General features: G+C 61.9%; 20 protein-coding genes. 6 read left to right on the top strand and 14 right to left on the bottom strand.

All coding sequences use genetic code 11. From position 1 onward, the window contains the following. Positions 1-76: 76 nt before the first annotated feature. The gene (locus RL_RS17710; RefSeq protein WP_011652918.1) at positions 77-1,174 is read right to left on the bottom strand and encodes a calcium:proton antiporter; all 1,098 of its coding nucleotides are present in this window, start codon (positions 1,172-1,174) and stop codon (positions 77-79) included. A gap of 231 nt (positions 1,175-1,405) precedes the next feature. Between RL_RS17710 and RL_RS17705 the strand changes: the two genes are divergently transcribed. After that, positions 1,406-1,693, top strand: a complete 288-nt coding sequence (locus RL_RS17705; protein WP_003541669.1) for a DUF2188 domain-containing protein — start codon at positions 1,406-1,408, stop codon at positions 1,691-1,693. On the opposite strand, the gene RL_RS17700 is transcribed toward RL_RS17705, so the two are convergent. Both RL_RS17700 and RL_RS17695 read right to left on the bottom strand, forming a co-directional pair. Then, positions 1,690-2,205: a GrpB family protein gene (locus RL_RS17700; RefSeq protein WP_011652917.1), complete on the bottom strand. Its 516-nt coding sequence runs from the start codon at positions 2,203-2,205 to the stop codon at positions 1,690-1,692. The genes RL_RS17705 and RL_RS17700 overlap by 4 nt on opposite strands. Continuing rightward, positions 2,183-3,109, bottom strand: a complete 927-nt coding sequence (locus RL_RS17695) for a LysR family transcriptional regulator (protein ID WP_011652916.1) — start codon at positions 3,107-3,109, stop codon at positions 2,183-2,185. The genes RL_RS17700 and RL_RS17695 overlap by 23 nt, the downstream gene beginning before the upstream one ends. Positions 3,110-3,203: 94 nt before the next feature. Between RL_RS17695 and RL_RS17690 the strand changes: the two genes are divergently transcribed. After that, the gene (locus RL_RS17690; protein WP_011652915.1) at positions 3,204-4,226 is read left to right on the top strand and encodes an NAD(P)H-binding protein; all 1,023 of its coding nucleotides are present in this window, start codon (positions 3,204-3,206) and stop codon (positions 4,224-4,226) included. Here the strand turns inward: RL_RS17690 and RL_RS17685 are convergent. The 6 genes from RL_RS17685 to trxB form a co-directional block, all read right to left on the bottom strand. After that, a complete protein-coding gene (locus tag RL_RS17685; RefSeq protein WP_011652914.1) occupies positions 4,223-5,023 on the bottom strand; it encodes an aminoglycoside phosphotransferase family protein in 801 nt (266 codons plus the stop codon). The two genes, RL_RS17690 and RL_RS17685, sit on opposite strands and share 4 nt — an antisense overlap. A gap of 75 nt (positions 5,024-5,098) precedes the next feature. After that, positions 5,099-6,223, bottom strand: coding sequence for an alkene reductase (locus RL_RS17680; RefSeq protein WP_011652913.1), 1,125 nt, complete (start codon positions 6,221-6,223; stop codon positions 5,099-5,101). Between the two features lie 25 nt (positions 6,224-6,248). Then, the gene (locus RL_RS17675; protein WP_011652912.1) at positions 6,249-7,415 is read right to left on the bottom strand and encodes an MFS transporter; all 1,167 of its coding nucleotides are present in this window, start codon (positions 7,413-7,415) and stop codon (positions 6,249-6,251) included. 1 nt (position 7,416) lies between these two features. Continuing rightward, a complete protein-coding gene (locus tag RL_RS17670) occupies positions 7,417-7,710 on the bottom strand; it encodes an ArsR/SmtB family transcription factor (RefSeq protein ID WP_011652911.1) in 294 nt (97 codons plus the stop codon). 554 nt (positions 7,711-8,264) lie between these two features. After that, positions 8,265-9,161, bottom strand: coding sequence for a LysR family transcriptional regulator VtlR (locus RL_RS17665; protein WP_028740720.1), 897 nt, complete (start codon positions 9,159-9,161; stop codon positions 8,265-8,267). A 22-nt stretch (positions 9,162-9,183) separates the two neighbouring features. Continuing rightward, positions 9,184-10,158 carry a thioredoxin-disulfide reductase gene (trxB, locus tag RL_RS17660; protein ID WP_011652909.1) on the bottom strand — a complete coding sequence of 325 codons (975 nt, stop codon included), beginning with the start codon at positions 10,156-10,158 and terminating at the stop codon, positions 9,184-9,186. Positions 10,159-10,388: 230 nt separating this feature from the next. On the opposite strand from trxB, the gene RL_RS17655 reads away from it, so the two are divergent. After that, the gene (locus tag RL_RS17655) at positions 10,389-10,856 is read left to right on the top strand and encodes an Lrp/AsnC family transcriptional regulator (protein ID WP_003541645.1); all 468 of its coding nucleotides are present in this window, start codon (positions 10,389-10,391) and stop codon (positions 10,854-10,856) included. Positions 10,857-10,887: 31 nt separating this feature from the next. On the opposite strand, the gene RL_RS17650 is transcribed toward RL_RS17655, so the two are convergent. Further along, a complete protein-coding gene (locus tag RL_RS17650) occupies positions 10,888-12,234 on the bottom strand; it encodes a sigma-54-dependent transcriptional regulator (protein WP_011652908.1) in 1,347 nt (448 codons plus the stop codon). A 4-nt stretch (positions 12,235-12,238) separates the two neighbouring features. Next, positions 12,239-14,107: a sensor histidine kinase gene (locus tag RL_RS17645; protein ID WP_011652907.1), complete on the bottom strand. Its 1,869-nt coding sequence runs from the start codon at positions 14,105-14,107 to the stop codon at positions 12,239-12,241. 224 nt (positions 14,108-14,331) lie between these two features. Between RL_RS17645 and RL_RS17640 the strand changes: the two genes are divergently transcribed. Further along, positions 14,332-15,666, top strand: a complete 1,335-nt coding sequence (locus RL_RS17640) for a dicarboxylate/amino acid:cation symporter (protein ID WP_011652906.1) — start codon at positions 14,332-14,334, stop codon at positions 15,664-15,666. 214 nt (positions 15,667-15,880) lie between these two features. On the opposite strand, the gene RL_RS17635 is transcribed toward RL_RS17640, so the two are convergent. After that, entirely contained in the window at positions 15,881-16,939 is a 1,059-nt protein-coding gene (locus tag RL_RS17635; RefSeq protein WP_011652905.1) for a glycosyltransferase family 4 protein, read from the bottom strand. Positions 16,940-16,966: 27 nt separating this feature from the next. Further along, the gene (gene greA / locus RL_RS17630; protein ID WP_003541639.1) at positions 16,967-17,443 is read right to left on the bottom strand and encodes a transcription elongation factor GreA; all 477 of its coding nucleotides are present in this window, start codon (positions 17,441-17,443) and stop codon (positions 16,967-16,969) included. A 253-nt stretch (positions 17,444-17,696) separates the two neighbouring features. On the opposite strand from greA, the gene RL_RS17625 reads away from it, so the two are divergent. Further along, on the top strand, positions 17,697-18,929 hold the full coding sequence (locus RL_RS17625; protein WP_011652904.1) for a putative DNA modification/repair radical SAM protein: 1,233 nt from the start codon (positions 17,697-17,699) through the stop codon (positions 18,927-18,929). Continuing rightward, entirely contained in the window at positions 18,929-20,383 is a 1,455-nt protein-coding gene (locus RL_RS17620; protein WP_011652903.1) for a UdgX family uracil-DNA binding protein, read from the top strand. The genes RL_RS17625 and RL_RS17620 overlap by 1 nt, the downstream gene beginning before the upstream one ends. 55 nt (positions 20,384-20,438) lie before the next feature. Here the strand turns inward: RL_RS17620 and carB are convergent, their stop codons facing one another. Further along, positions 20,439-23,927, bottom strand: coding sequence for a carbamoyl-phosphate synthase large subunit (gene carB / locus RL_RS17615; protein ID WP_011652902.1), 3,489 nt, complete (start codon positions 23,925-23,927; stop codon positions 20,439-20,441). Between the last annotated feature and the right edge of the window lie 25 nt (positions 23,928-23,952).

Here is a 23,952-nt window from a genome sequence, read left to right as displayed (position 1 = left end):
CAAGAAAGCTGCTCTTTGAGTTGACGCTACGTGGCGGATAGCTGCTCTCCATTCTCCTGTCGGAGAGAAGAAGCCTTCAAAGCCCCAGCGCCGTCAGCATGACGAAGGTGGCGAAGAGGATGAAGTGCGTCATGCCCTCGATGGCGTTGGTCTCGCCGTCGTTGAGGTTGATCGCGGCGGCAATCAGCGTGATCGCCACCATCACGGTCTGTACCGGGGTCATCGCCATGATGAAGGGCTGGCCGGTATAGAGCGCGATCGCCTCCATGACGGGCACCGTCAGAATGACCGTCGACAGCGAGGCGCCCATAGCGATGTTGACCGTCGCCTGCATGCGATTCCTGAGTGCCGCCCTCAACGCCGTCAGGATCTCCGGGGCGGCCGAAATCGCTGCGACGACGACGGCGGTCACGGCGATCGGTGCACCGCTGTCGCGCAGGCCCTCGGTCATGAAGGCCGCCATGAACTCCGCGAGCAGGCCGATAATGACGACGCCGACGAGAATGGTGGCGATCGAGATCGCGGCCGACTCGTCGGGGCCATGCTCGTCCGAACTTTCTTTCTTCCGTTCGGAGCGCGGATAGCTGTAGCTGAAGAAATAGCTGTGTTGGCCGACCTGCATGCGCAGGAAAAGGCCGTAGAGCGCGATCATCGCGACGATGGTGAAGGCGGAATAATAGTGCCATTTGTCGCTCGGCACGAATTCCGGCACGATCATCGAAATGCCCATGGCGGTGAGGATCATCACGCCGTAGGTCTTGCCGGAATTGTCGTTGTAGGGCTGTTCGCCGTGCTTGAGGCCGCCGAGCAGGGCGGCCAGGCCGAGGATGCCGTTGATATCGAGCATCAGGGCCGAGTAGATCGTGTCGCGCACCAGCGTCGGCGAGCTCTCGCCGCTCATCATGATGGCGAGGATGATGACTTCGACGGCGACGGCCGAGAGCGTCAGGATCATCGTGCCATAGGGATCGCCGACCTTGACGGCGAGCAGCTCGGCATGATGGGCAACGCGGATCGAGGCGAGCACGATGGTGCCGACCAGGCCAGCGGCGGCAATCAGCGCGACGCCGCGCCCCATCTCGATCACCGCATGTTCCAAGAAATAGGCGATCGCTGCAACGACAAGTGCGGCGACAAGAAACTTTTCCTCTTTAAAGCGTGACGCGATCCCCAAGCCTCAGCTCCTGTCCCGATTCATGCGTTCTATCTAAGTCGCTGATTTTGCATATCAAGCAAGTCCCGGTAGAGTGCCATTTGCAGTCTTCGGCGTTTAATGGAATACTGAACGTCATCGGGGCCGGAAAGCAGATCGCGGCGTCCTCGAATTCTCGTCAAGCGGCCGCGATGATCCGGATCTTTTCCGGAAGCGTGCGAATGCGCAACAAGAAGATGAGGAGACTGATGCATGATCAAGGTGGTCTACGAAGTCGTGCCGCATGACGGCGGCTGGGCCTACAGGCTGGGAGGTGTCTATTCAGAGGCATTCCCGACCCATGCCGAGGCGCTCGAAGCTGCGCGCATCGTCGCGGCCGAACAGCAGGTCGGCGGCGATTCCGCCGAGATCAGTTGGCAGGACGAGAACGGCAAGTGGCATGAAGAATATGCCGAAGGTGGCGACCGGCCGGAAACCGAGGTGGTGGACGGCCAGTGGAAGGATCGCACAGCCGAAGCCTCGCAAGGCATCGGAAGCTAACCATCTCCCGCCAATGCCCGCGCGACGATCGCATCGACGAATTCGCGCTTATGCGCAGTATAACTGTCGCCGTCCATCCGGAATTCGGCCGCCAGCCTGCGTTTGAGCGCGGCATAATCGGCCGCCGCTTGCGGATGCGCAATGAGATAATCCAGGAAAGCCAGCCTGTTTCGATGCGTGCCGTTACCTTCAGGGCAAAGGTAGACCCGTTCCGCCGGCACCGAACCTTTCGATAAGAATGCCCAGACGTCGTCGTCATAGCGGTTGCCGCGTGGCTCGTAGCCTTCGGCCAGAAGCTTGTGTGTGGCGTCCTCGATGTGCTCGAGGCCGGGAAGAACGATGTCGATATCAATAAGCGGCTTGGCCATCATGCCCGGTATGGACGTGCTGCCGATATGATCGATGGACAGCGCCTGCGGCAGCAAGGCCAGCAGTCTTTCGCGGATGCGCTGGAAGGCTTGTGGCCATTGCGGATCATAGGGCACGAGTTCAACCGGATTGTGCGTTGCCATCTCGTTCCCGCCAGGTCGAATATCGGTGATAGTCCTGCAGGCCCTTGACCAGCGCGTCAAAGGTGGCGCGGTAGCGCGGCGAAGACTTCAAGTTCTCATGCATCGCCACCCACGTGCCGAGCGGAATGGCGAAGGCATCGGGCAGGACGTGCACCAGGTCAGGGTTCCCCCGGGCAAGTCCGATCTGGCAGAGACCGATACCGACGCCGGCGCGGATCGCCGAGAGCTGGGCAAGATTGCTGTCGGTCCTATAGGAGAAATTGATGCCGGGCACCGCATAGCGTTTCATCGCCATGCGGACATAGGCCGTCTGCCGGTCGAAGCCGATGAGCCGGTGGTTTGTGAGGTCAGTCAGGGTTTGCGGCAAGCCGTGTCGTTCGAGATAGCGGCGGTGGGCATGAAAGCCGAGGGGGATATCGCCGATGCGGCGCACGACGAGCGCAGCTTGCTGCGGCTCGGCCATGCGCACGGCAATATCGGCCTCGCGGTTCACCAGATCCTCGATCATGTCGGATGCCGAGAGCTCGATCTGCAGTTCGGGATAGGTCTCCTGCAGCGGTCCGAGAATCGCCGGCAGCACTTCGACGGCGATGACCTCGCTGGCGCTGACTCTGACCGTTCCCGCCATGCGCTCGCGCTGGCCGGATGCTGTGCGCAAAAGCGCGGCGGTGGTTGCAGCCAGCGTTTCGGCATAGGGCTTCAGCGCCAGTGCGGCGTCGGTCGGCAGCAGGCCGTTCGGTGAGCGGGTGAAAAGTTCGGCGCCGATCGCCAGTTCCAGTGCATCGACATGGCGGCCTATGGTCGGCTGGGTCAACCCCAGTTCGCGGGCGGCGGCCGAAAGCGAACCCTGCTGAAGCACGGTCAGAAAACTGCGGTAGAAATCCCAGCTCGGTTCCACGCCCATATATTTTTGTATAGCAGATGTATTTCTTTCGTCAATTTCGTTTATGCCGTTCTGGTGGCATGATCCTTTCATCCGATCGAAGGAGATGATTGTCATGAGCAGCGAAATGAAGACGACGGCCCTGGTTCTCGGCGCGACTGGCGGTATCGGCAGCGCGGTTGCCCGCAGGCTGCTTGCGCGCGGGTGGCGCATCCGGGCGCTGAACCGCGACGCCACAAAGGCGTCGAGGAGCGAGCCGGCTTTCGAATGGGTACAGGGCGATGCGATGAATGCCGGTGACGTCCTGAGGGCGGCTGAAGGCGTCGGCCTGATCGTCCATGCCGTCAATCCGCCCGGCTATCGCGACTGGGAAACGCTGGTGCTGCCGATGCTCGACAATACCATCGCCGCTGCTCGCGCTGTCGGCGTGCGCATCGTGCTGCCGGGCAACGTCTATAATTTCGGTCCCGACGCCCTGCCGGCGCCGACGGAAGAAAGCCCGCAGCATCCGGTGACGAAGAAGGGGGCGATCCGCGTCGAAATGGAGAAGCGGCTGAAGGCGGCCTCGCAGTCCGGTGCCGGCGCCATCATCGTCAGGGCAGGGGATTTCTTCGGTCCAGGCACCACGGCCAACAGCTGGTTCTCGTCCGGTCTCGTGACCCCAGGCAAGCCGGTCGGCACGATCAGGAACCCGGCACGGCACGGCATCGGCCATCAATGGGCCTACCTGCCCGACATGGCGGAAACCATTGCCCAACTCGTCGATCGGGCCGATCGGCTGCCGGCCTTCGCCGTCTATCATATGGAGGGCTTCTGGGATGCGGACGGCATGCAGATGGCCGAAGCGATCAAGCGCGTCGTCGGCGGTAAGGCGAAGATCGGCAACTTCCCCTGGTGGATCGTGCCGCTGGCCGCCCCTTTCGTTCCTGTGATGCGGGAGATCAAGGAGATGCGCTATCTCTGGAAGGTGCCGGTGCGGATGCGGAATACGAGGCTTACGGCCGAACTCGGCAGGGAACCGCAGACGCCGATCGACGAGGCGGTCAGGGCTTCGCTCGTGGCGCTTGGCTGCCTGCCCGAACCGCATCGTGACACGGCGGCTGCCTGTATCGGGCACCCGTCGCAGAACGCGGGTTAGCTCTCGAGTTCGGCCAGCGCGATCCGGGCGACCGTCAGGGCCGTTTCTGCCTGCTGAATATTCGGATCACCGAGGAACCAGGCGGCGGAAAGACCGGAATAGGCGGCGATCCATTGCAGCAGCCGCTTCGGCTCCAGCTTCGCCTCCGCTGAAACGATGGCGAGTTGGCGGCGGAAACGGGCGGGATCGGTGATCGTTGGCAGTTCTTCGTTGGCGAAGATATTGGCGAAATCGAAGCCGCGCTCGCCGTACAGCCGCTTCGGATCGATCGCCAGCCAGCCGCGGGCCTGGAAATCGAGAATGTTGCCGTGATGGATGTCGCCGTGGAGGATGGTGACATCACGCTGATCGGCAAGGAGGACGTTGGCGATCGCCGAGCAATCGGCAAGCGTGCCGCCATGCTTGCCCGCTGCCGGCTCCAGATCGCGGAACCAGCGGGTAAGGGGGACGGGATCGGGAAGCGGTTTTTCGCGCGGCGCATGCAGCCGTGCCGCCGTCCCGCAGAGGATGCGGCTTGCCTCATCGTCCTCGCCGTTCATCGCCATGGCAAGCAGCGAGCGTTTTCCCGTCGCCCTTTCGAGCAGCAGCGCATCGCCCTCATGGGCATAGACATAGGCTGCGCCGTCGCCGTCCCACCAGTGCATCAGAAGCGCGCCGTATCGTTCGTCGATATCGGCCGCCACTTTCAGCATGGCAGGCTTATCCTGCCAGAGGACCGGCAGGAGGCGGCTGGAATGGGTGATGATGGGCTCGCCGTCTGATATCAGCGACCAGCGATCAAGATAGGGAGCAAACATGGCGGCACCCTACAAAAACCCGTCGAAAATGGAAATCCCGCCATTCGGCGGGATTCGCGTTCACGTGTGAAAGGTTCAGGCGACCTTTTCGAGAATGGGATAGTCGATATAGCCCTTGCCGGTGCCGCCATAGAAGGTCGACTGGTCGGGCGTGTTGAGCGGCAGGTTGTGTACCAGGCGCTCGACGAGATCGGGATTGGCGATGAAGGGCTTGCCGAAGGCGACGAGATCGGCGCGGCCGCTTTCGACGGCGTCGATCGCCAGATCGCGATCGTAGCCATTGTTGACCATCCAGTCGGCCTTGCCGCCGGCCTTTTCATAAGTCTGGCACAGCGCCTTGTAATCGAAGGAGGGATTGTCGCCCTGCCTGTAGTCGCGGTCGCCGCCGGTCTGGCCTTCGATGACATGGATATAGGCGAGATCGTATTTGGCCAGTTCTTCGACGACGTGGGTGAAGGTCGCTTGCGGATTGGAATCGTAGCTTTCGCCGGACGGCGTGACCGGCGAGATGCGGATTGCGGTGCGGCCGGCGCCGATTTCCTTGACCACGGCGTCGACGACTTCGAAGGTCAGACGGGTGCGGTTTTCGATCGAGCCGCCATATTGGTCGGTGCGGTCGTTGATACCGTCGCGGATAAACTGGTCGAGCAGGTAGCCGTTGGCGCCGTGGATCTCGACACCGTCGAAGCCGGCGTCGATCGCCGCACGGGCAGCCTTGCGATAATCCTCGATGATGCCGGGAATTTCGGCGGTTTCGAGCGCGCGCGGCTCGGAGGTGTCGGCAAAGCTGCCGGTGCCGTCGGCATTGACCAGATAGGTCTTGGCCTTGGCGATCCGGTTGGTCGATGAAACCGGCTTGCCGTCGTTCGGCTGCAGCGTCGTGTGCGAGATACGGCCGACATGCCACATCTGGACGACGATCTTGCCACCGGCTGCGTGAACGGCGTCGGTGACGCGCTTCCAGCCGTCGAGAGCCTCTTTGCTATAGAGGCCCGGCACGTTGGCATAGCCCTGGCCCTGATGGGTGATCGCGGTTGCTTCGGTGATGATCAGGCCAGCGGTAGCGCGCTGACGGTAATATTCGACGTTGAGGTCGTTGGGGATTGCGCCCGGCGAGCGGTTACGGGTGAGCGGCGCCATGACGATGCGGTTCTTGACGGATATGTCGCCGACTTTCGTGGGTTCGAAGAGCTTGACCATGATGGTCCTTTCTTTTGCGGGAGGATCACTCGGCAGGGGCGAGGGCGGCCCGGCCCCTGGCGGAGAGATAGGTGAGTGCTGTCGCGCCGAGGCCGATCAGGGCCATCAAGGCCGCGGCGAGCGGAACGCGGGTGAGATCGAGGCCGGCGTCGATGACCAGACCGCCCACCCAGGCGCCGAGCGCATTGCCAGTGTTGAAGGCGCCGATATTGATCGTCGAAACCAGGTTCGGGGCGTCCTTGCCGAAGCCGACGACGCCGACCTGAAGCGCCGGCACGGCGGCAAAGCTTGCCATTGCCCAAAGGAAGAGGGTGATTTCAGCCGGGATGAAGAAGCGGCTCGTATAGCTGAAGGCGATCGAGGTGATGGCGATTGCGGCGAAGACGCCAGCAAGCGTTGCGCCGAGCCGCCAGTCGGCAAGCTTGCCGCCGACGAGGTTGCCGATGGTCAGCCCGAGGCCGATCAGGAACAGCGTCCAGGTGACGCCTTCCGGCGACACGCCGGTGACGTCGCGCAGCAGCGGCGCGATATAGGTGAAGAGGGCGAACATCGAGGCGGCGAAGAAGACGGTGGTGGAGAGTGCCAGCCACAGGCCGCCATTCCTGAGTGCTGCGATCTCGCGCAGGATGCTGCCGTTTTCTTGCTGCTTGTCCCTGGGCAGGATGGCGATCAGGCCTGATATGGTGACGATACCGATGATGGTGACGACGCCGAAGGTGGCGCGCCAGCCATAGGCCTGGCCGATCGCAGTGCCGAGCGGCACGCCGAGAGCATTGGCAAGTGTCAGGCCGGTAAACATCAGCGCGACGGCGCGGGCCTTGCGGTCTTCGGCAACGAGGCCGGCGGCGACCACCGAGCCGATGCCGAAGAAGGCGCCGTGGCAGAGTGCTGTCACGACACGGGCGATCATCAGCACCCAGTAGTCGCTCGCCAGAGCGCAAAGCAGGTTGCCGGCGATGAAGAAGGCCATCAGCGCAATCAGGGCGGTACGGCGCTTCAGCTTCGCAGTTGAAATCGCCATTACAGGCGCGCCGATCGCGACCGCCAGGGCATAACCGGTCACCAGCCACCCGGCCTGCGGGATGCTGACCGAGAGATCGGCGGCGACCTCCGGCAACAGACCCATGATGACGAATTCGGTGGTGCCTATCGCAAACGAGCTCAAGGCAAGAACGAGGAGGGCGAGGGGCATTCTAAAGGTCCTGCGTCAGTTGCTTGAGGAAGGCGGCGATGGTTTCTTCGTTGCGCTTGTAAAAGATCCACTGGCCGACGCGTTTGGTGGTGACGAGGCCGGCGCGATGCAGCGTGCCGAGATGGGCCGAGACCGTCGACTGCGACAGGCCGCAGCGCTCGAACTGGCTGGCGCAGACGCCCATTTCGAAAGGATGCTCCTGCGAGGGGAAATGCTCCTCGGGATTTTTCAGCCAGTTCAGAATGTCCATCCGAGTGGGATGGGCGAGCGCCTTGATAATTTCGTCTTTGTCCATCGTCGTTCGCCGATCGATAAATCGTCTCTGGCCGATATATCGATCGTCAGGCTTCGATATGCAAATCACGGAGGCGTGAGGCGGCAGGTTTTATTGAATGCGCAAATTTTGGGCAAAAAAAGAGGGCCACCGGAAAACCAGGGCCCTTATAATTGTGAAGGTCAAAAAACCTCCAGAGGGGAACAGCTAATGCGGTGGTACTGGGAGAGAAACCACAAGATGCATCAGCTGAGAGGGATATGGTGCTTCCTTGAGCAGGTTTCAATGCTTTTTTGTGCATGTCTGCTATGCGCCGCACAATTTTTTTGCGGCGCGGCATTTCGCTGAGGAAGAAAGGCAAAAAAAGAGGGCCACTGGAAAACCAGGGCCCTTATAAGTGTGAAGGTCAAAAACCTCCAGAGGGGAACAGCCAATGCGGTGGAACTGGGAGGAAAAGCCACCATGTGCATCAGCTATGAGCGATATGGTGGTTTATTGGGCAAACGGCAACCCTCATTTGTGCATGCCAGTCATGCACGTTCTGCATAGTCGGCAATTCATCAATAAAACCGGGCTCAAAAGTTCCAGTTTCTGGCCTTGCTGACGATAAAATCGCGGAAGGCCTTCAGCTTGGCGGCGTTCTTGATCTCGTCGGGATAGCAGAAATAGGTGTCGAAGGAGGGGACGTCGGCATTGATCGCCAGCTGAATCAGGCCGGGGTCGCGGCCGACGATGTAATCCGGCAGGCAGGCGACGCCGATTCCGAGCAGGGCGGCACGCTTGATCGAGGTCTGGCTGTTGATCTGCAGATGCGGGATGCGCTTGTTGTCGGACGAGCGGCCGGCGACCTCAAGCCAATTGACATCGAGCAGGTAACTCGGCGCCGGCTCGCCAAAGGTGATGATGCGGTGGTTGTCGAGATCCTCGACCTTTTGCGGCTCGCCGTGGCGGTTGATGTAGGACGGGGCCGCATAGACGTGCATGTGCACCGTGAAGAGCTTGCGCTGGATGAGGTCGGACTGCTGCGGCTGGCGCAGGCGGATCGCGCAGTCGGCATGGCGCATGTTCACATCCACTTCCTCGTTGTCGAGGATGAGCTGGATCTGCACGTCGGGATAAAGCTGCAGGAATTCCTGGATCTTGTCGGTGAGCCAACCCTGGCCGAGGCCGACCGTGGTCGTGACGCGCAGCTTGCCAGACGGCTTTTCCGTCGTTTCGGTGAGCTGCATCTTTACGGTTTCGAGCTTCAGCAGCACGTCGTGGGCAGTGCGGTAGAGCAGTTCGCCCTGTTCCGTCAGAATCAGGCCGCGCGCATGGCGGTGAAACAGCTTGGTGCCGACATCCTGCTCCAGCGCGCTCACCTGGCGGCTGATGGCGGATTGGGACAGATGCAGTTTATCCGCCGCATGCGTGAACGAACCCGCCTCGGCAGCTGCGTGAAAAATACGCAGCTTGTCCCAATCCAATGGCATTCCCCCACCCCTCATGCCGATCTTACTCCGCGGCCACGGCAACGGGCATGTGGCCCGTCAGATATCGCTCGGCTTCAAGTGCAGCCATGCACCCGAGGCCCGCGGCAGTGATCGCCTGGCGGAACGTATCATCCGTCACGTCGCCCGCGGCATAGACGCCGTCCAGGCTGGTCGCAGTCGAATCCGGCGCGGTCCAGAGATAACCATTGTCCTTCAGCTTCAGCTTGTCCTTGAAGAGCTCGGTTGCCGGCGCATGGCCGATGGCGACGAAGACGCCATCGATCACCATCTCCGTGATCGTGCCGGTTCTGACGTCGCGCAGGCGCGCACCGGATACGGATTGCGGCATCGGCGGCTTGGCCGGCGTGCCTGTTATTTCAGCCACTTCGGTATTCCACAGAACCTTGACATTGTCCTTGGAGAACAGGCGTTCCTGCAGGATTTTCTCGGCGCGGAAGAAGTCGCGGCGATGCACGACCGTGACCGACTTGGCGATGTTGGAGAGATAGAGCGCCTCTTCGACGGCGCTGTTTCCGCCGCCAACCACGATCACATCCTTGTTGCGATAGAAGAAACCGTCGCAAGTGGCGCAGGCCGAAACGCCGAAGCCCTGGAAATGCTGTTCGCTCTCGATGCCGAGCCACTTGGCCTTGGCACCGGTGGCGATGATCAGCGTATCGGCGGTCCAGACCTGGCCGCTGTCGGTGCGGGCGACGAAGGGGCGCTGGTTCATGTCGACTTCGGTCACGAGGTCGTTGACGATCTCGGCGCCGACATGTTTTGCCTGCTGCAGCATCTGTTCCATCAACCAGGGACCCTGGATAGGATCGGCAAAGCCCGGATAGTTCTCGACATCGGTGGTGATCATCAGCTGGCCGCCCTGTTCGAGACCGGCGATCAAAACCGGTTTCAGCATGGCGCGCGCGGCATAGACCGCGGCAGTATAGCCTGCGGGTCCGGAACCGATGATGAGCACCTTGGTATGGCGGGCAGGCATGTCATTTCCTTTCGACTGGCAGGAGGGCGGCGGCTAGATAGCGATTGCGGCCGTTTCGCGTCCCTGCGCCATTTATGAACGTCCAATGCTTTTATTCAAGGGCAGCCTTGCGTTACCAACAAGGCAAATCGCCCGGATGTGCAAGAATCCGTCATCGGCGTGAAACTTTCTTGCGTATTCCGCGGCTTTATATAGAAGCTCCCCGCGGAGAATTAAAGAAAGGCAATGATGTGGGTCGTGCGGAACTCGACGTCATCGACATAAAGATCCTCCGGGAGCTGCAGGCCGATGGCCGCATGACCAATGTGGAGCTTGCCGATCGCGTCGGCATCTCGGCGCCGCCTTGCCTGCGCCGGGTGCGCAAGCTCGAGGAAGCGGGCATCATCGAGGGCTATCACGCGATGCTGAACAGCCCGAAGCTCGGCTTCGACCTTGTCGCTTTCTGCATGGTCGGCCTCAAGCATCAGTCGGAAGGCAATCTCAAGGCCTTCGCCGCCGCCACCGCCGAATGGCCCCTGGTGCGCCAGGCCTGGATGGTCTCCGGCGACAGCGATTTCCTGCTGCATTGCGTCGCGGAGAACCTCACCCGCTTCCAGGATTTCGTCATCGAGGTGCTGACAGCGAACGAACATGTCGATACCGTGCGCACCATGCTGACGATCCGGCAAGTGAAGAAGCTGGGGCTGGTGGAAGTCTAACACCACTTCGGCAGAGCAAACGTCATCGCCATTACTTGCGCGAGATATAGCCACCCCGGTTGATGCCGTGGCGCTGGAGTTTGTCGTAGAACGTCTTTCTCGGAATGCCGAGCGCCTCGATGGTGCGGCGGACGTCGCCGTCATTGGCCGACAGCGCGTCGCGAATGATCTCCGCCTCGTAGCGCTCCAGCCGTTCGGGAAGCGTCGCATCCGTCGGCTGCGAAGGGACGGCTGCTGTTCCACCGCCTTCCACGCCAAGCACCACGCGTTCGGCATAATGCGAGAGTTCGCGGACATTGCCCGGCCATGTGTGCGAGGCGAGATGCCGCCGCACATCCGGTGAAAGCGGCGGGACATCGCGACGGAAGCGCTCGGCGGCGCGAGCGGCGAAGTGGGAAAACAGCAGCGGAATATCGTCGCGGCGTTCTCTCAGCGGCGGAATGGAGATCGTCACGACATTCAGCCTGTAATAGAGATCCTCGCGAAAATCGCCGCGCACCGAGGGATCTCCGAGGTCGATCTTGGCAGCCGCGACGACGCGAAGATCGACCGGACGCACCTCGTTGGTGCCAAGCGGCGTGATCTCGCGCATCTCCAGCACCCTCAGCATCTTGACCTGGGTGGCGGCTGGCATGCTTTCGATCTCGTCGAGGAAAAGCGTGCCGCCGCTTGCATGTTCGATGCGGCCCGTGCGGCGCTTCTGGGCGCCGGTAAAGGCACCGGTCTCGTGGCCGAACAGTTCGCTTTCGATGACGGTTTCGGGCAGGGCGCCACAATTCAGCGCCACAAAATTTCCTCTCCGGCGGTGGCTCCACTGATGCAGAAGCTGGGCGACCACTTCCTTGCCGCTGCCCGTTTCGCCGGCGACGAGCACGTCCACGTCGGTATCGGCGATATGGCGAAGAATGTTTCTGAGGTTTTCCATGACGGGCGTCTGGCCGATCAGCGGCAAGTTCTCCTGCGCATCTTCGGCTGCCTTCCGCAGCATGCGGTTTTCCAGAACAAGCCGCCGCTTCTCGCTTGCGCGACGCACGCTCTGCACGAGCCGATCGGCTGCGAAGGGCTTGGCGATGAAATCATAGGCGCCGTCCTGGATCGCCTGAACGGCCATGGGAATATCGCCGTGGCCGGTCATCAGGATCACCGGCAGGTCGGCATCCATGCCTTGTAGGGTGGCGAAGAGTTGCAGTCCGTCGATCTCCGGCATGCGGATATCGGTGACGATAGGGCCAGCAAAATCCGCCGGCAGGTCTGCCAGCGCGGCTTTTGCACCGTCATAGGCGGAAACGGAAAATCCGGCGAGTTCGAGCGTCTGCGCGGTGGCGCGGCGCAGATCCTTGTCGTCGTCGATCAGCGCAACAGGGGTCCGCGTTTCCATGATCTCAAGCCTTCCTTAGCTGAACGATGAACCGGGTTCCGCCGCCGTCGCTCAAAACCTCCATCCGGCCGCCATAGTCGCCGACGATATCCTTGGAGATCACCAGGCCAAGGCCGAGGCCGCTTTCCTTCGAGGTGTTGAACGGCGTGAACAAGCCCTTGCGAATTTCCGGCGGGATGCCGGGACCGTTGTCGGCGACCGTCACCGTTACCATCCCTGCATCGGTGGATGTTCTGATCTCGACGCGACCCTCTCCGGCCTTCGGCGCCACCGCCTCCAGGGCGTTCTGAAGCAGGTTGATCAGCACCTGCTCGAGACGGATCCGGTTTCCCATCACCTGCAGTTCGGCGGGCGGCAGGTCGATGTCGAGCGTATCCATGCGGCCGGCAAACCGGCTACGTAACAGCATCACCGCGCCCTCGATGACGTCCTTCAATCCGGTTGGTTCGGCGCTGCCTCGGCCTTTGCGGGCAAAGGTCTTCAGCTCCTCGGTGATCGAACCTATGCGCTCCGTCAACGCCGCGATGCTTTCGAGATTTTCGCCGGCAGGCGCCGTCTGGCCGCGATCGAGGAAGGTGCGGGCGTTATCCGCATAGGCACGAATGGTTGCCACCGGCTGGTTGATTTCATGGGCGACGCCGGCTGCCACCTGACCCAGGATGGCCAGCCGGTTGGCCTGCACCAGATCCTGTTGCACGGCCTGCAATTTCTGCTCCGTGCTCTTGTGGCCGACAATTTCAGCCTGCAGCCGGTCCCGCGCCCGGCTGAGATCCAGCGTCCGCTCGGCGACGCGCCGTTCCAGTTCCTCCCGCGCCCGCTGTTCGCTGGAGATTCGCAGGGTGATCACATGGCGACGGCGCAACAGGAAGGCTGCTCCGGCCAGCAGCGGCAGGAGAATGAGCAATGCCAGCATGCGGGCTTCACGAATCCCCGCATCGACGGATGGTCCGAGTGCGACGAGATGCTGCAAATGCCAGCCGGTCGCCGGCACCGACGTTGCGACATCGAGAAACCTGGTTTTCCCGGCATCGCCGGGCATGACGATCCCGACGACATCGAGCCCGTCACCGAGGTTTCGAACCATGTCGAGCGGCAGGGGTTGAAGCGGCGCATCGCCGAATTGAAGGCTTTCGCGGATCGCCGTCAGCCGGTCCTCGGCGATCCGGCCGATCGTCATGAACCGCCATGACGGAATACTGGTGATGAGGACAATGCCGCGCTCGTCAACGACATAGGACGGGGTGTTCGAGGCATTCCAATCCGCCTCGACGTCGTCGAATTCGACCTTGACCACAACGACGCCCAGCAAGCTATTGCCGTCCGAAATCCGCTGGGAGATATAGAGACCCGGTTTCTTGCTGACCGTGCCGAGCGCGAAGTGCTCGGCCTGTCCTCGTTCGACCGCCCCCTGAAAATACTCGCGGAAACGATAGTCATTGCCGACGAAGCTCGTCGGTTCGCGCCAGTTACTGGCCGAAACCGCCATGCCGTCCTTGTCGATGACATAGATGACGGCAGCCTTCGTGCCCGCCGCCAAATTTTCCAGCTTCTGACTGAGCCGCTCGAACGCGCCGGCATCGTTTCCCGCCAGTGCGGCAGCGAGTGCCGCGTCCTGCGACAGCACGAAGGGAAGCGCCCGGTATTTTTCGAGAACCGTGCGCAGCAAAGCCGCATTCAGCCTCGCATCCATGCGGGCCTGTTCCTGGAGAGCAGCCTCCGCTCGGTGCCGGCCGATCTCGCCGCTGGCCCACAGGCTTGCGACGACAGCGAGGAGGGCGAGCACGGCGTAGGCCCACCACATCCGGCGGATGCGGTGTTGCAGGGGCAGGGAAGGCCACAATTTCTGCGACACGGACATGGCGGATTTGTGCATTTTTCTGCACGAAACGCAAATAGATTTGTGCGGATTTCCGCATTTCTTAATGAGATATCAGAAGCCTCGTAAATTTTTATGTAATTAATTCAATACGTTGCTAGTCGACGCAAAACTGGCACGGCGATTGCGAAGAACCTGGCAACAACGGCTGAGCTGTTGGACTTGAAGCGAACGGCTCGGGAGGCCGGAGTACGTTCCGGACGAGCCACTAGGAGGACATCATGATCGCAGCACCACTCGATGCAGTCGCAGACAGCAAGGGCAAGAAGCCCTTTTATACCCATCTTTACGTCCAGGTTCTCGCGGCCATCGCTGCGGGTATCCTTCTCGGCCATTTCTATCCCGAATTCGGCACCCAGCTGAAGCCGCTCGGCGATGCCTTCATCAAGCTCGTCAAGATGATCATTGCCCCCGTCATCTTCTTGACGGTTGCGACCGGCATTGCCGGCATGAGCGACCTGCAGAAGGTCGGCCGCGTCGCCGGCAAGGCGATGCTCTACTTCCTGACATTCTCGACATTGGCGCTCATCATTGGCCTGATCGTCGCCAATGTCGTCCAGCCCGGCGCCGGCATGAACATCGATCCTGCCTCGCTGGATCCGGCCGCCGTCGCCGGCTACGCCGCAAAGGCGCATGAGCAGAGCATCGTCGGTTTCCTGACCAACATCATCCCGACGACGATCGTCGGCGCTTTTGCCGATGGCGACATTCTGCAGGTGCTGTTCTTCTCGGTGCTCTTCGGCATCGCGCTCGCAATGGTCGGCGAAAAGAGCGAACCGGTCGTCAACTTCCTCAATGCCCTGACGGCGCCGGTGTTCAAGCTCGTCGCCATCCTCATGAAGGCTGCTCCCATCGGCGCCTTCGGCGCCATGGCATTCACCATCGGCAAGTACGGCGTCGGTTCGATCGCCAATCTCGCCATGCTGATCGGTACCTTCTACATCACCTCACTGCTCTTCGTCCTCGTCGTTCTCGGCGCAGTCGCCCGCTACAACGGCTTCTCGATCGTGGCGCTGCTGCGCTACATCAAGGAAGAACTGCTGCTGGTCCTCGGCACCTCGTCTTCTGAGGCCGCCCTTCCGGGGCTGATGAACAAGATGGAAAAGGCCGGCTGCAAGCGCTCGGTCGTCGGCCTCGTCATCCCGACAGGCTATTCCTTCAATCTCGACGGCACCAACATCTACATGACGCTGGCAGCGCTCTTCATTGCCCAGGCAACCGGTATTCAGCTTTCCTGGGGTGATCAGATCCTGCTGCTCTTGGTGGCGATGCTGAGCTCCAAGGGTGCCGCAGGCATCACCGGCGCCGGCTTCATCACGCTTGCCGCAACGCTCTCCGTCGTGCCCTCCGTGCCGGTCGCCGGCATGGCGCTCATCCTCGGCATCGACCGCTTCATGTCGGAATGCCGGGCGCTGACCAACCTCGTCGGCAATGCGGTGGCGACGATCGTCGTTGCACGTTGGGAAAACGAACTGGATACGGCGCAACTCGCCGCGGCACTGGGCGGCCAGACCGGAGAGATGGCTCCGGCCGGCGGTCTTCAGCCCGCCGAATAATAAGCCACCTGTTCGTCATTCTTGGATGTTTGCAGCGGCCCGTCATCCGATGGGCCGTTCGCTTGTTGACAAATCTCGTTCTCTACTCGACGTCATCCTCGGCCTTGTGCCGAGGATCTACTGCCCTATCGAACGGAGGCAGATGCTCGGGACAAGCCCGAGCATGACGAAGGAGAGGTTGGCCGGCTTTTTCAGCGAGCCGTTCTCGTTCCACTCAGCCGCGATTGTCGCCGAGAAGGCGATCGTAAATCGCGCCGATCGCGCTTGCTTCCTTCTCCAGCGCAAAATTTGTCCTGACATGCCGAAGCGCATTCTCGCCATGGGCGATCGCCAGAGCGGGATCTGCGATATAGGGCGCGATTGCCCGCGTCAGCGCCTCGCCATCGCCGGCGGCGACGACCGAGCCCGTCTCGCCCGTGACGATGAGCTCGGCATAGGCGCCGGCGTCCGATGCCACCACCGCGGTGCGCGAGGCCATGGCTTCGAGCGGCGTCAGGCCAAAACCCTCGTTGCGGGAAGGGGCGACGTAAAGCGTCAGGCGGCGATACCAGACCTTGATGTCAGGCACTTCGCCGAGAAAGAGGATACGGTCGCTGAGCCCGGCGGCGGCGACATCCGTTTTAAGTTTGTCGCCAAATGCCGTGTGTTCGGCCGTCACCCGGCCGGAGACGACCGCCGTCCAGTCGGGATGCTGTGGCAGCAGTTCGATCATCGCCCTGACGAAAAGATCAGTGCCCTTCTGATGGCGCACGCGGCCGAAGCAGCCGATGAGATGGCGGCCCGGCAGGCCGGTGGCGGCGATGCCGTCCTCCGCAGTTTCCGGCGGATGGAACAGAGCAAGATCGACCCCGTGCTGGATGACCGTGTGCGGCACGTCGAGGAACGAGCCGGATCGATCGCTGGTCGCGATGACAGCGTCCATGCGACGGACCAGCCATTTCGTATAGGCGGTGTGGCGGCGTTGCGCGGCCGAGGTGAAGAGAAGCTTCAGCGGCATGCGCATGAGATGGCGCAGCAGGATGCCGACGGCCATCTCGTTGTTGCGGCGAGCGTGCCAGACGCGCTGGCGCCGGCGCGCCGGCGGGCGCCAGAGGCCGAGGAGCTGCGGCCACTTCAGTTTCGGCAGGCCTTCCGGCAGGCCGGGGCCGAGTGTCGCGATCTTGATACCGAGCCGGATCTGGCACGGGATGAGCTGGACGATCGTCGACGTGACGCCGGAGAGCCGGCGCTTGAAATTGGGCGCAATGATCTCGACGTCACGAATATCAGGCAAGGGAGGGGTCTCGCGGCTGGCGGGCGATCAGCCCCAGGAAACCTGGAGGATTTCGTAGGCCTTGGAGCCGCCCGGCGCATTGACTTCGATGGAATCGCCGACTTCCTTTCCGATCAGCGCGCGGGCGATCGGCGAGGAGATGGAGATGCGGCCGGCCTTGACGTCGGCTTCCTGGTCGCCAACGATCTGGTAAGTCTTTTCTTCCTCGGTGTCCTCGTCGATGAGCTTCACCTTGGCGCCGAACTTGATCTTGTCGCCCGACATCTTGGTGAGGTCGATGACCTCGGCGCGTGCCGTCAGGTCTTCCAGCTCGCTGATGCGGCCTTCATTGTGGCTCTGCGCTTCCTTGGCGGCGTGGTATTCGGCGTTTTCGGAAAGGTCGCCATGGGCACGGGCTTCGGCGATCGCCTCGATGATTCGGGGGCGCTCCTCCTGCTGGCGCCAGCGCAGCTCTTCCTGCAGCTTGACGAAACCGCCCGGTGTCATCGGTACCTTTTCAACCATTTTTCTGTCCTTCAATCCTCGTATCCGCACAATCAGCGGCGAACACAAAAGAAAACAGGTCCCGAAGGGGAGCTTCGGAACCGTGCCACAATCTTAGTCGGACGCTTATAGCAGATCGCCAAGGCCGATTTCCAGAAAATTCGCATAAAAGAAACGCGGCTCGCCCCGATATCAGGTGGTGCGACTTGAAAATGGGCAGAAATCGGACCGTCCTGATTGACTCTCTGTGTGTGAACATATAGTGAACATTGTAATGAAGAAGTCGCTCACAGAACGCTTGGCCATCCTTTCCGATGCTGCAAAATATGATGCTTCCTGCGCTTCCAGCGGCACGGTGAAACGTGATTCCCGGGCAAGTGGCGGGCTCGGTTCGACCGAAGGATCCGGCATCTGTCATGCCTATGCCCCGGACGGACGGTGCATTTCGCTTTTGAAAATACTGCTGACCAATTTCTGCATTTACGACTGCGCCTATTGCGTCAATCGCTCGTCGAGCAATGTCGAACGGGCGCGCTTTACGCCCGAGGAGGTCATCTGGCTGACGCTGGAATTCTACCGCCGCAACTATATCGAAGGCCTGTTCCTTTCCTCCGGCATCATTCGTTCGTCCGATTACACGATGGAAGAGATGGTCCGCATCGTCCGCGAACTGCGTGTCACCCATAATTTCCGCGGCTATATCCATTTGAAATCGATCCCCGAGGCGTCGCCGCGTCTGATCGAGGAGGCGGGGCTTCATGCCGACAGGCTGTCGCTGAATATCGAGTTGCCGACGGATCACGGCATCACCCGCTTCGCGCCGGAAAAGAAGCCTGCCAATATCCGGCGATCGATGGGAGATCTGAGGCTGAAGATCGAGGCCGCCGGCGAACCGACGCTACGGACGAAGAAGCGTCAGCGCTTCGTGCCGGCCGGCCAGAGCACGCAGATGATCGTCGGCGCCGATGGCGCGAGCGATGCGACGATCCTTGCGACCAGCGGCCGGCTTTACAGCAGCTACGGGCTGAAGCGCGTCTATTATTCCGCCTTCAGCCCGATCCCGGACTCGTCGAAAAACCTGCCGCTGATCAAGCCTCCGTTGATGCGCGAGCACCGGCTCTATCAGGCCGACTGGCTCTATCGATTCTACGGTTTCGGCATCGACGAGATCACCGCGAACCAGGCGGGCGGCATGCTCGATCTCACCCTCGACCCCAAGCTCGCCTGGGCGCTCGCCAACCGGGCCGAATTTCCCGTCGATATCAACCGGGCCGAGCGCGAGCGGTTGCTGCGTGTTCCAGGTCTCGGCACCAAGACTGTCAAAGCGATCGTTTCGGCCCGCCGTTTTCGCCGGTTGCGGCTCGACGACCTCCAGCGGCTCGGCATTTCGATCAAGATGGTCCAGTCCTTCATCTCGGCGGAAGGCTGGTCGCCGCGCCGATTGATCGAGCGCCCCGACCTTCGCGCCATGTTCGAACCGCAACCCGAACAATTGTCGTTGCTGTGATGCGCCGGGTCGTGCTGGCAGGACGCGGGGAGCTTGCCGAATGGCGTGACGCCGCGCGCGCCTTCGCGGTCGCCGGCATCCTGCCGGAAGAGATCGAGTGGCGCGAAAAACGCGCTGAGCCGGGTTTTGCATTTCAACACGACGCCATGCCGCCTCCGTCTGCCGCAGCATGCAAGCCGATGACAGTGCCTCCCGCCTTCATCGAGCTGGCGGAGACAGTTCTCTGCCATTCCGACCCGGCGCGCTTTTCCCTGCTTTACCGTCTGCTCTGGCGGCTGCAGCTGGACCGGCAGCTGCTTGAAGTGGCCTCCGACGAGGACGTCGCCCGTGCCAGGCTGATGGCGAAAAACGTTCGGCGCGACGCGCACAAGATGACGGCCTTCGTCCGCTTCAAGGAGGTTGGTGCGGTGTCGGCGGGCCGTCGAAAATTCCTCGCCTGGTTCGAGCCGGATCACCATATCGTCAGGCGCACAGCGCCTTTCTTCCAACGGCGCTTCACCGACATGGACTGGTTGATCGCCACACCCAGGGGATCGGCCGCCTGGGACGGAGAGCGGCTGACGATGAGCGACGCGCCGTGCGAAAAACCCAATCTCACCGATGCTGCCGATGAACTTTGGCGCACCTACTACGCCAGCATTTTCAATCCGGCGCGGTTGAAGCTGAAGGCGATGCAGGCGGAGATGCCGAAAAAATACTGGAAGAACCTGCCGGAAGCCGATCTCATCCCTGGGCTGATCGCATCGGCGGAGAGCAAGGTGCGGGCCATGGCTGCAAGAGAGGCGACCCAGTCGTTGCCTTTTCACGATCGCCTGCAGGAAGCCGCGCGTGGCATTCCAGCCGAGCCTGAAGCGCCGGCGGGCACGCTGGAAGCACTGCGCGCGGAAGCTGCCGGCTGCACCCGCTGTCCGCTTCATGCGAAGGCGACGCAAACCGTATTCGGGGAGGGGCCGCTCGATGCAGAAGTGATGTTAGTCGGCGAGCAGCCAGGCGACCAGGAGGATATTGCCGGGCGCCCTTTCGTCGGTCCCGCCGGCAGGCTGCTGGACCAGGTGATCACAGAAGCGGGCATCGACCGCTCAATGCTTTACGTCACCAATGCCGTCAAGCATTTCAAATATGAGCCGCGCGGCAAGCGTCGCATCCATCAGAAGCCCAATATGGGCGAGGTGAAGCATTGCCGCTGGTGGCTCAATCTGGAGATGGCGCTGATCAAGCCGAAGCTGGTCGTTGCGATGGGGGCGACGGCGCTCGCGGCGCTGACCGATACGAAACAACGGCTGCAGGATGTCAGGGGGAAAGCGATCGCGATCGACGAGAGGCGCACGCTCTTCGTGACGGTGCATCCATCCTATCTGCTGCGTATTCCCGATGAACGGCTGAAAGCGGATGAACTGGCACGATTTCGCGAAGATATGCTGACAATTCAGCGCCTTATGCTGGCGGCTGCATAAACTGATTCCGAAGCCTCTGGCGCCATCGATGATCGAGCGATGGCGCTGCCCTATCTCAGGCGAAGTAGCTCTGCAGCGGCCGTACTTCCAGATTGCCGGCTTTCAGCGCCTTGATCGCCTGGGCGGCGGCTTCGGCGCCTGCCATCGTCGTGTAATAGGGCACCTTCTGCATCAGCGTCGCACGGCGCAGCGACTTGGAGTCCGAGATCGCCTTGTTGCCATCGGTGGTGTTGATGACGAGCTGGACCTGGCGGTTGCGTATCGCGTCCTCGATGTGCGGACGGCCTTCCAGCACCTTGTTGATCTTGGTGGCGGTGATACCGTTTTCGGCGAGGAAGCGGGCGGTGCCGCCGGTCGCCAACACTTTGAAGCCCTGCTCGACGAGGATGCGGATCGCCGGCAGCACGCGCGGCTTGTCCGCGTCGCGGACGGAGACGAAGACCGTCCCGTCACGCGGCAGCTCGACGCCGGCGCCGAGCTGCGACTTGGCGAAGGCCAGTGCAAAATCGGTGTCGAGGCCGATGACCTCGCCGGTCGAGCGCATTTCCGGGCCGAGCAGCGTGTCGACGCCGGGGAAGCGGGCGAAGGGGAATACGGCTTCCTTGACGGCGATGTGCTTCAGTTTGCGCGGATCGGGCTTCTCACCATAGGCGGCGAAGGTGGCGTCAAGTTTCTCGCCGGCCATGACGCGGGCGGCGATCTTGGCGATCGGCGCGCCGATGGTCTTTGCAACGAAGGGCACGGTGCGCGAGGCGCGCGGATTGACTTCGAGAACGTAAACAGTGCCGTCCTTGATGGCGAACTGGACGTTCATCAGGCCGCCGACATTGAGCGCCTTGGCCATGGCCTTGGCCTGGCGCTCCAGTTCGTCGAGCAATTCGACCGACAGCGAGCGCGGCGGCAGCGAGCAGGCGCTGTCGCCGGAATGGATGCCGGCTTCCTCGATATGCTCCATGATGCCGGCAACATAGACGTCGGTGCCGTCGGAGAGGCAGTCGACATCGACTTCGATGGCATTGCTGAGATAGCTGTCGAAGAGCAGCGGGTTCTTGCCGAGCAGGGTGTTGATCTGGCCGGTCTTGTCGTTGGGATAGCGCTGCTTGATATCCTCCGGCACCAGTTCCGGCACGGTATCGAGCAGGTAGCTCTGCAATTGTCCTTCCGAATGCAGGATCTGCATCGCGCGGCCGCCGAGCACGTAAGAGGGACGCACGACCAGCGGGAAGCCGATTTCGGTGGCGACCATGCGGGCCTGCTCGACCGAATAGGCGATGCCGTTGTTCGGCTGGTTGAGGTCGAGCTTCATCAGCAGCTTCTGGAAGCGGTCGCGGTCCTCGGCAAGGTCGATCATGTCAGGCGCGGTACCGAGGATCGGGATACCGTTCTTTTCCAGCGCCTCGGCAAGCTTCAGCGGCGTCTGGCCGCCGAACTGGACGATGACGCCGACGACTTCGCCCTTTTCCTGTTCTGCCCGCAGGATCTCGATCACGTCCTCGGCCGTCAGCGGTTCGAAATAGAGGCGGTCCGACGTATCGTAGTCGGTCGAGACGGTTTCCGGGTTGCAGTTGATCATGATCGCTTCATAACCCGCATCCTTCAGCGCGAAGGCGGCGTGGCAGCAGCAATAGTCGAATTCGATGCCCTGGCCGATACGGTTCGGGCCGCCGCCGAGGATGACGACCTTCTTGCGGTCGGACACTTCAGCCTCGGAGCGGGCGGCGCCGACGAAAGGCGTCTCATAGGTCGAATACATATAGGCGGTCGGCGAGGCGAACTCGGCCGCACAGGTATCGATGCGCTTGAAGACGGGGCGGACGTTCAGGCTGTTGCGGAATTCGGCGACTTCCTTCGGGCGCTTGCCGGTCAGCGTCGCCAGACGCGCGTCGGAGAAGCCCATCGCCTTCAGCATGCGCAGGTTTGTGGCATCCTGGGGCAGGCCGTGCTCGCGGATCCGGGCCTCCATCTCGACGATCGCCTTCAGTTCGGCGATGAACCAGGGATCGATCTTGCAGCCTTCGTGGACTTCGGCTTCGCTCATACCCTGGCGCAGCGCCTGGGCGACCATGCGCAGGCGATCGGGCGTCGGTGTGCCGATTGCTGCGCGAATGGCGTTCTGGCTGGATTCGCCCTCTTCAAAGCCGGGGATCTCGATTTCGTCGAGGCCGGTCAGGCCGGTTTCCAAGCCGCGCAGCGCCTTCTGCAGCGATTCGGCGAAGGTGCGGCCGATCGCCATGACTTCGCCGACCGATTTCATGGCGGTCGTCAGCACCGGCGAGGCGCCGGGGAATTTCTCGAAGGCGAAACGCGGGATCTTGGTGACGACGTAGTCGATCGACGGCTCGAAGGAGGCAGGCGTTGCGCCGCCGGTGATGTCGTTATCCAGTTCGTCGAGCGTATAGCCGATGGCGAGCTTGGCGGCGATCTTGGCGATCGGGAAGCCGGTGGCTTTGGAGGCGAGCGCCGACGAGCGCGAGACGCGCGGGTTCATTTCGATGACGACGAGGCGGCCGTCTTTCGGATTGACCGCGAACTGGACGTTCGAGCCGCCAGTCTCGACCCCGATCTCGCGTAGCACCGCGATCGAGGCGTTGCGCATGATCTGGTATTCCTTGTCCGTCAGCGTCAGCGCCGGCGCGACGGTGATCGAATCCCCGGTATGGACGCCCATCGGGTCGATATTTTCGATCGAGCAGATGATGATGCAGTTGTCCGCCTTGTCGCGGACGACCTCCATTTCATATTCCTTCCAGCCGAGCACCGATTCCTCGACCAGCACTTCGGTGGTCGGCGAGGCATCGAGGCCGCCGCCGACGATCTCGAAAAATTCCGAGCGGTTGTAGGCGATACCGCCGCCGGTGCCGCCGAGCGTGAAGGAAGGACGGATGATGGCTGGCAGGCCGACATGGTCGATCGCCTGGGCGGCAATTGCCATGGCATGGCTCATGTAACGCTGCTTGCGATCGCTCTCACCGAGGTTCCACTGGTTTTCCAGCTCGTCCAGCGCCTTGTCGAGGTCGGATCCCGAGAGGCTTTCACGCAGCTTGACGCGCTCGGCCTCGTGCGTCTTGCGGTCGAGGTCCTTGATGTCGGTGGCATTCGCCAGCATCGAGCGGGGGGTCTCAAGGCCGATGCGGGCCATAGCCTCGCGGAACAGCGCGCGGTCTTCGGCCATGTCGATGGCGGCGGGCTTGGCGCCGATCATCTCGACATTGTAGCGGTCGAGCACGCCCATGCGCTTCAGCGAAAGCGCGGTGTTCAGCGCCGTCTGGCCGCCCATGGTCGGCAGCAGCGCATCCGGACGCTCCTTGGCGATGATCTTGGCGACGACCTCGGGGGTAATCGGCTCGACATAGGTGGCGTCGGCAAGGCCCGGATCGGTCATGATCGTCGCCGGGTTGGAGTTGACGAGGATGACGCGGTAGCCTTCCTCCTTCAGCGCCTTGCAGGCCTGGGTGCCGGAATAGTCGAATTCGCAAGCCTGGCCGATAACGATCGGTCCCGCGCCGATGATGAGGATCGATTTGATATCTTGGCGCTTCGGCATGGGTGCTTCCGTTTTCTGGCTGCGC

The organism is Rhizobium johnstonii 3841, from assembly GCF_000009265.1.
Taxonomy (GTDB): domain Bacteria; phylum Pseudomonadota; class Alphaproteobacteria; order Rhizobiales; family Rhizobiaceae; genus Rhizobium; species Rhizobium acaciae.
The sequence above is the reverse complement of the archived record's forward strand: the minus strand, read 5'-3'. Positions and strand labels throughout refer to the sequence as shown.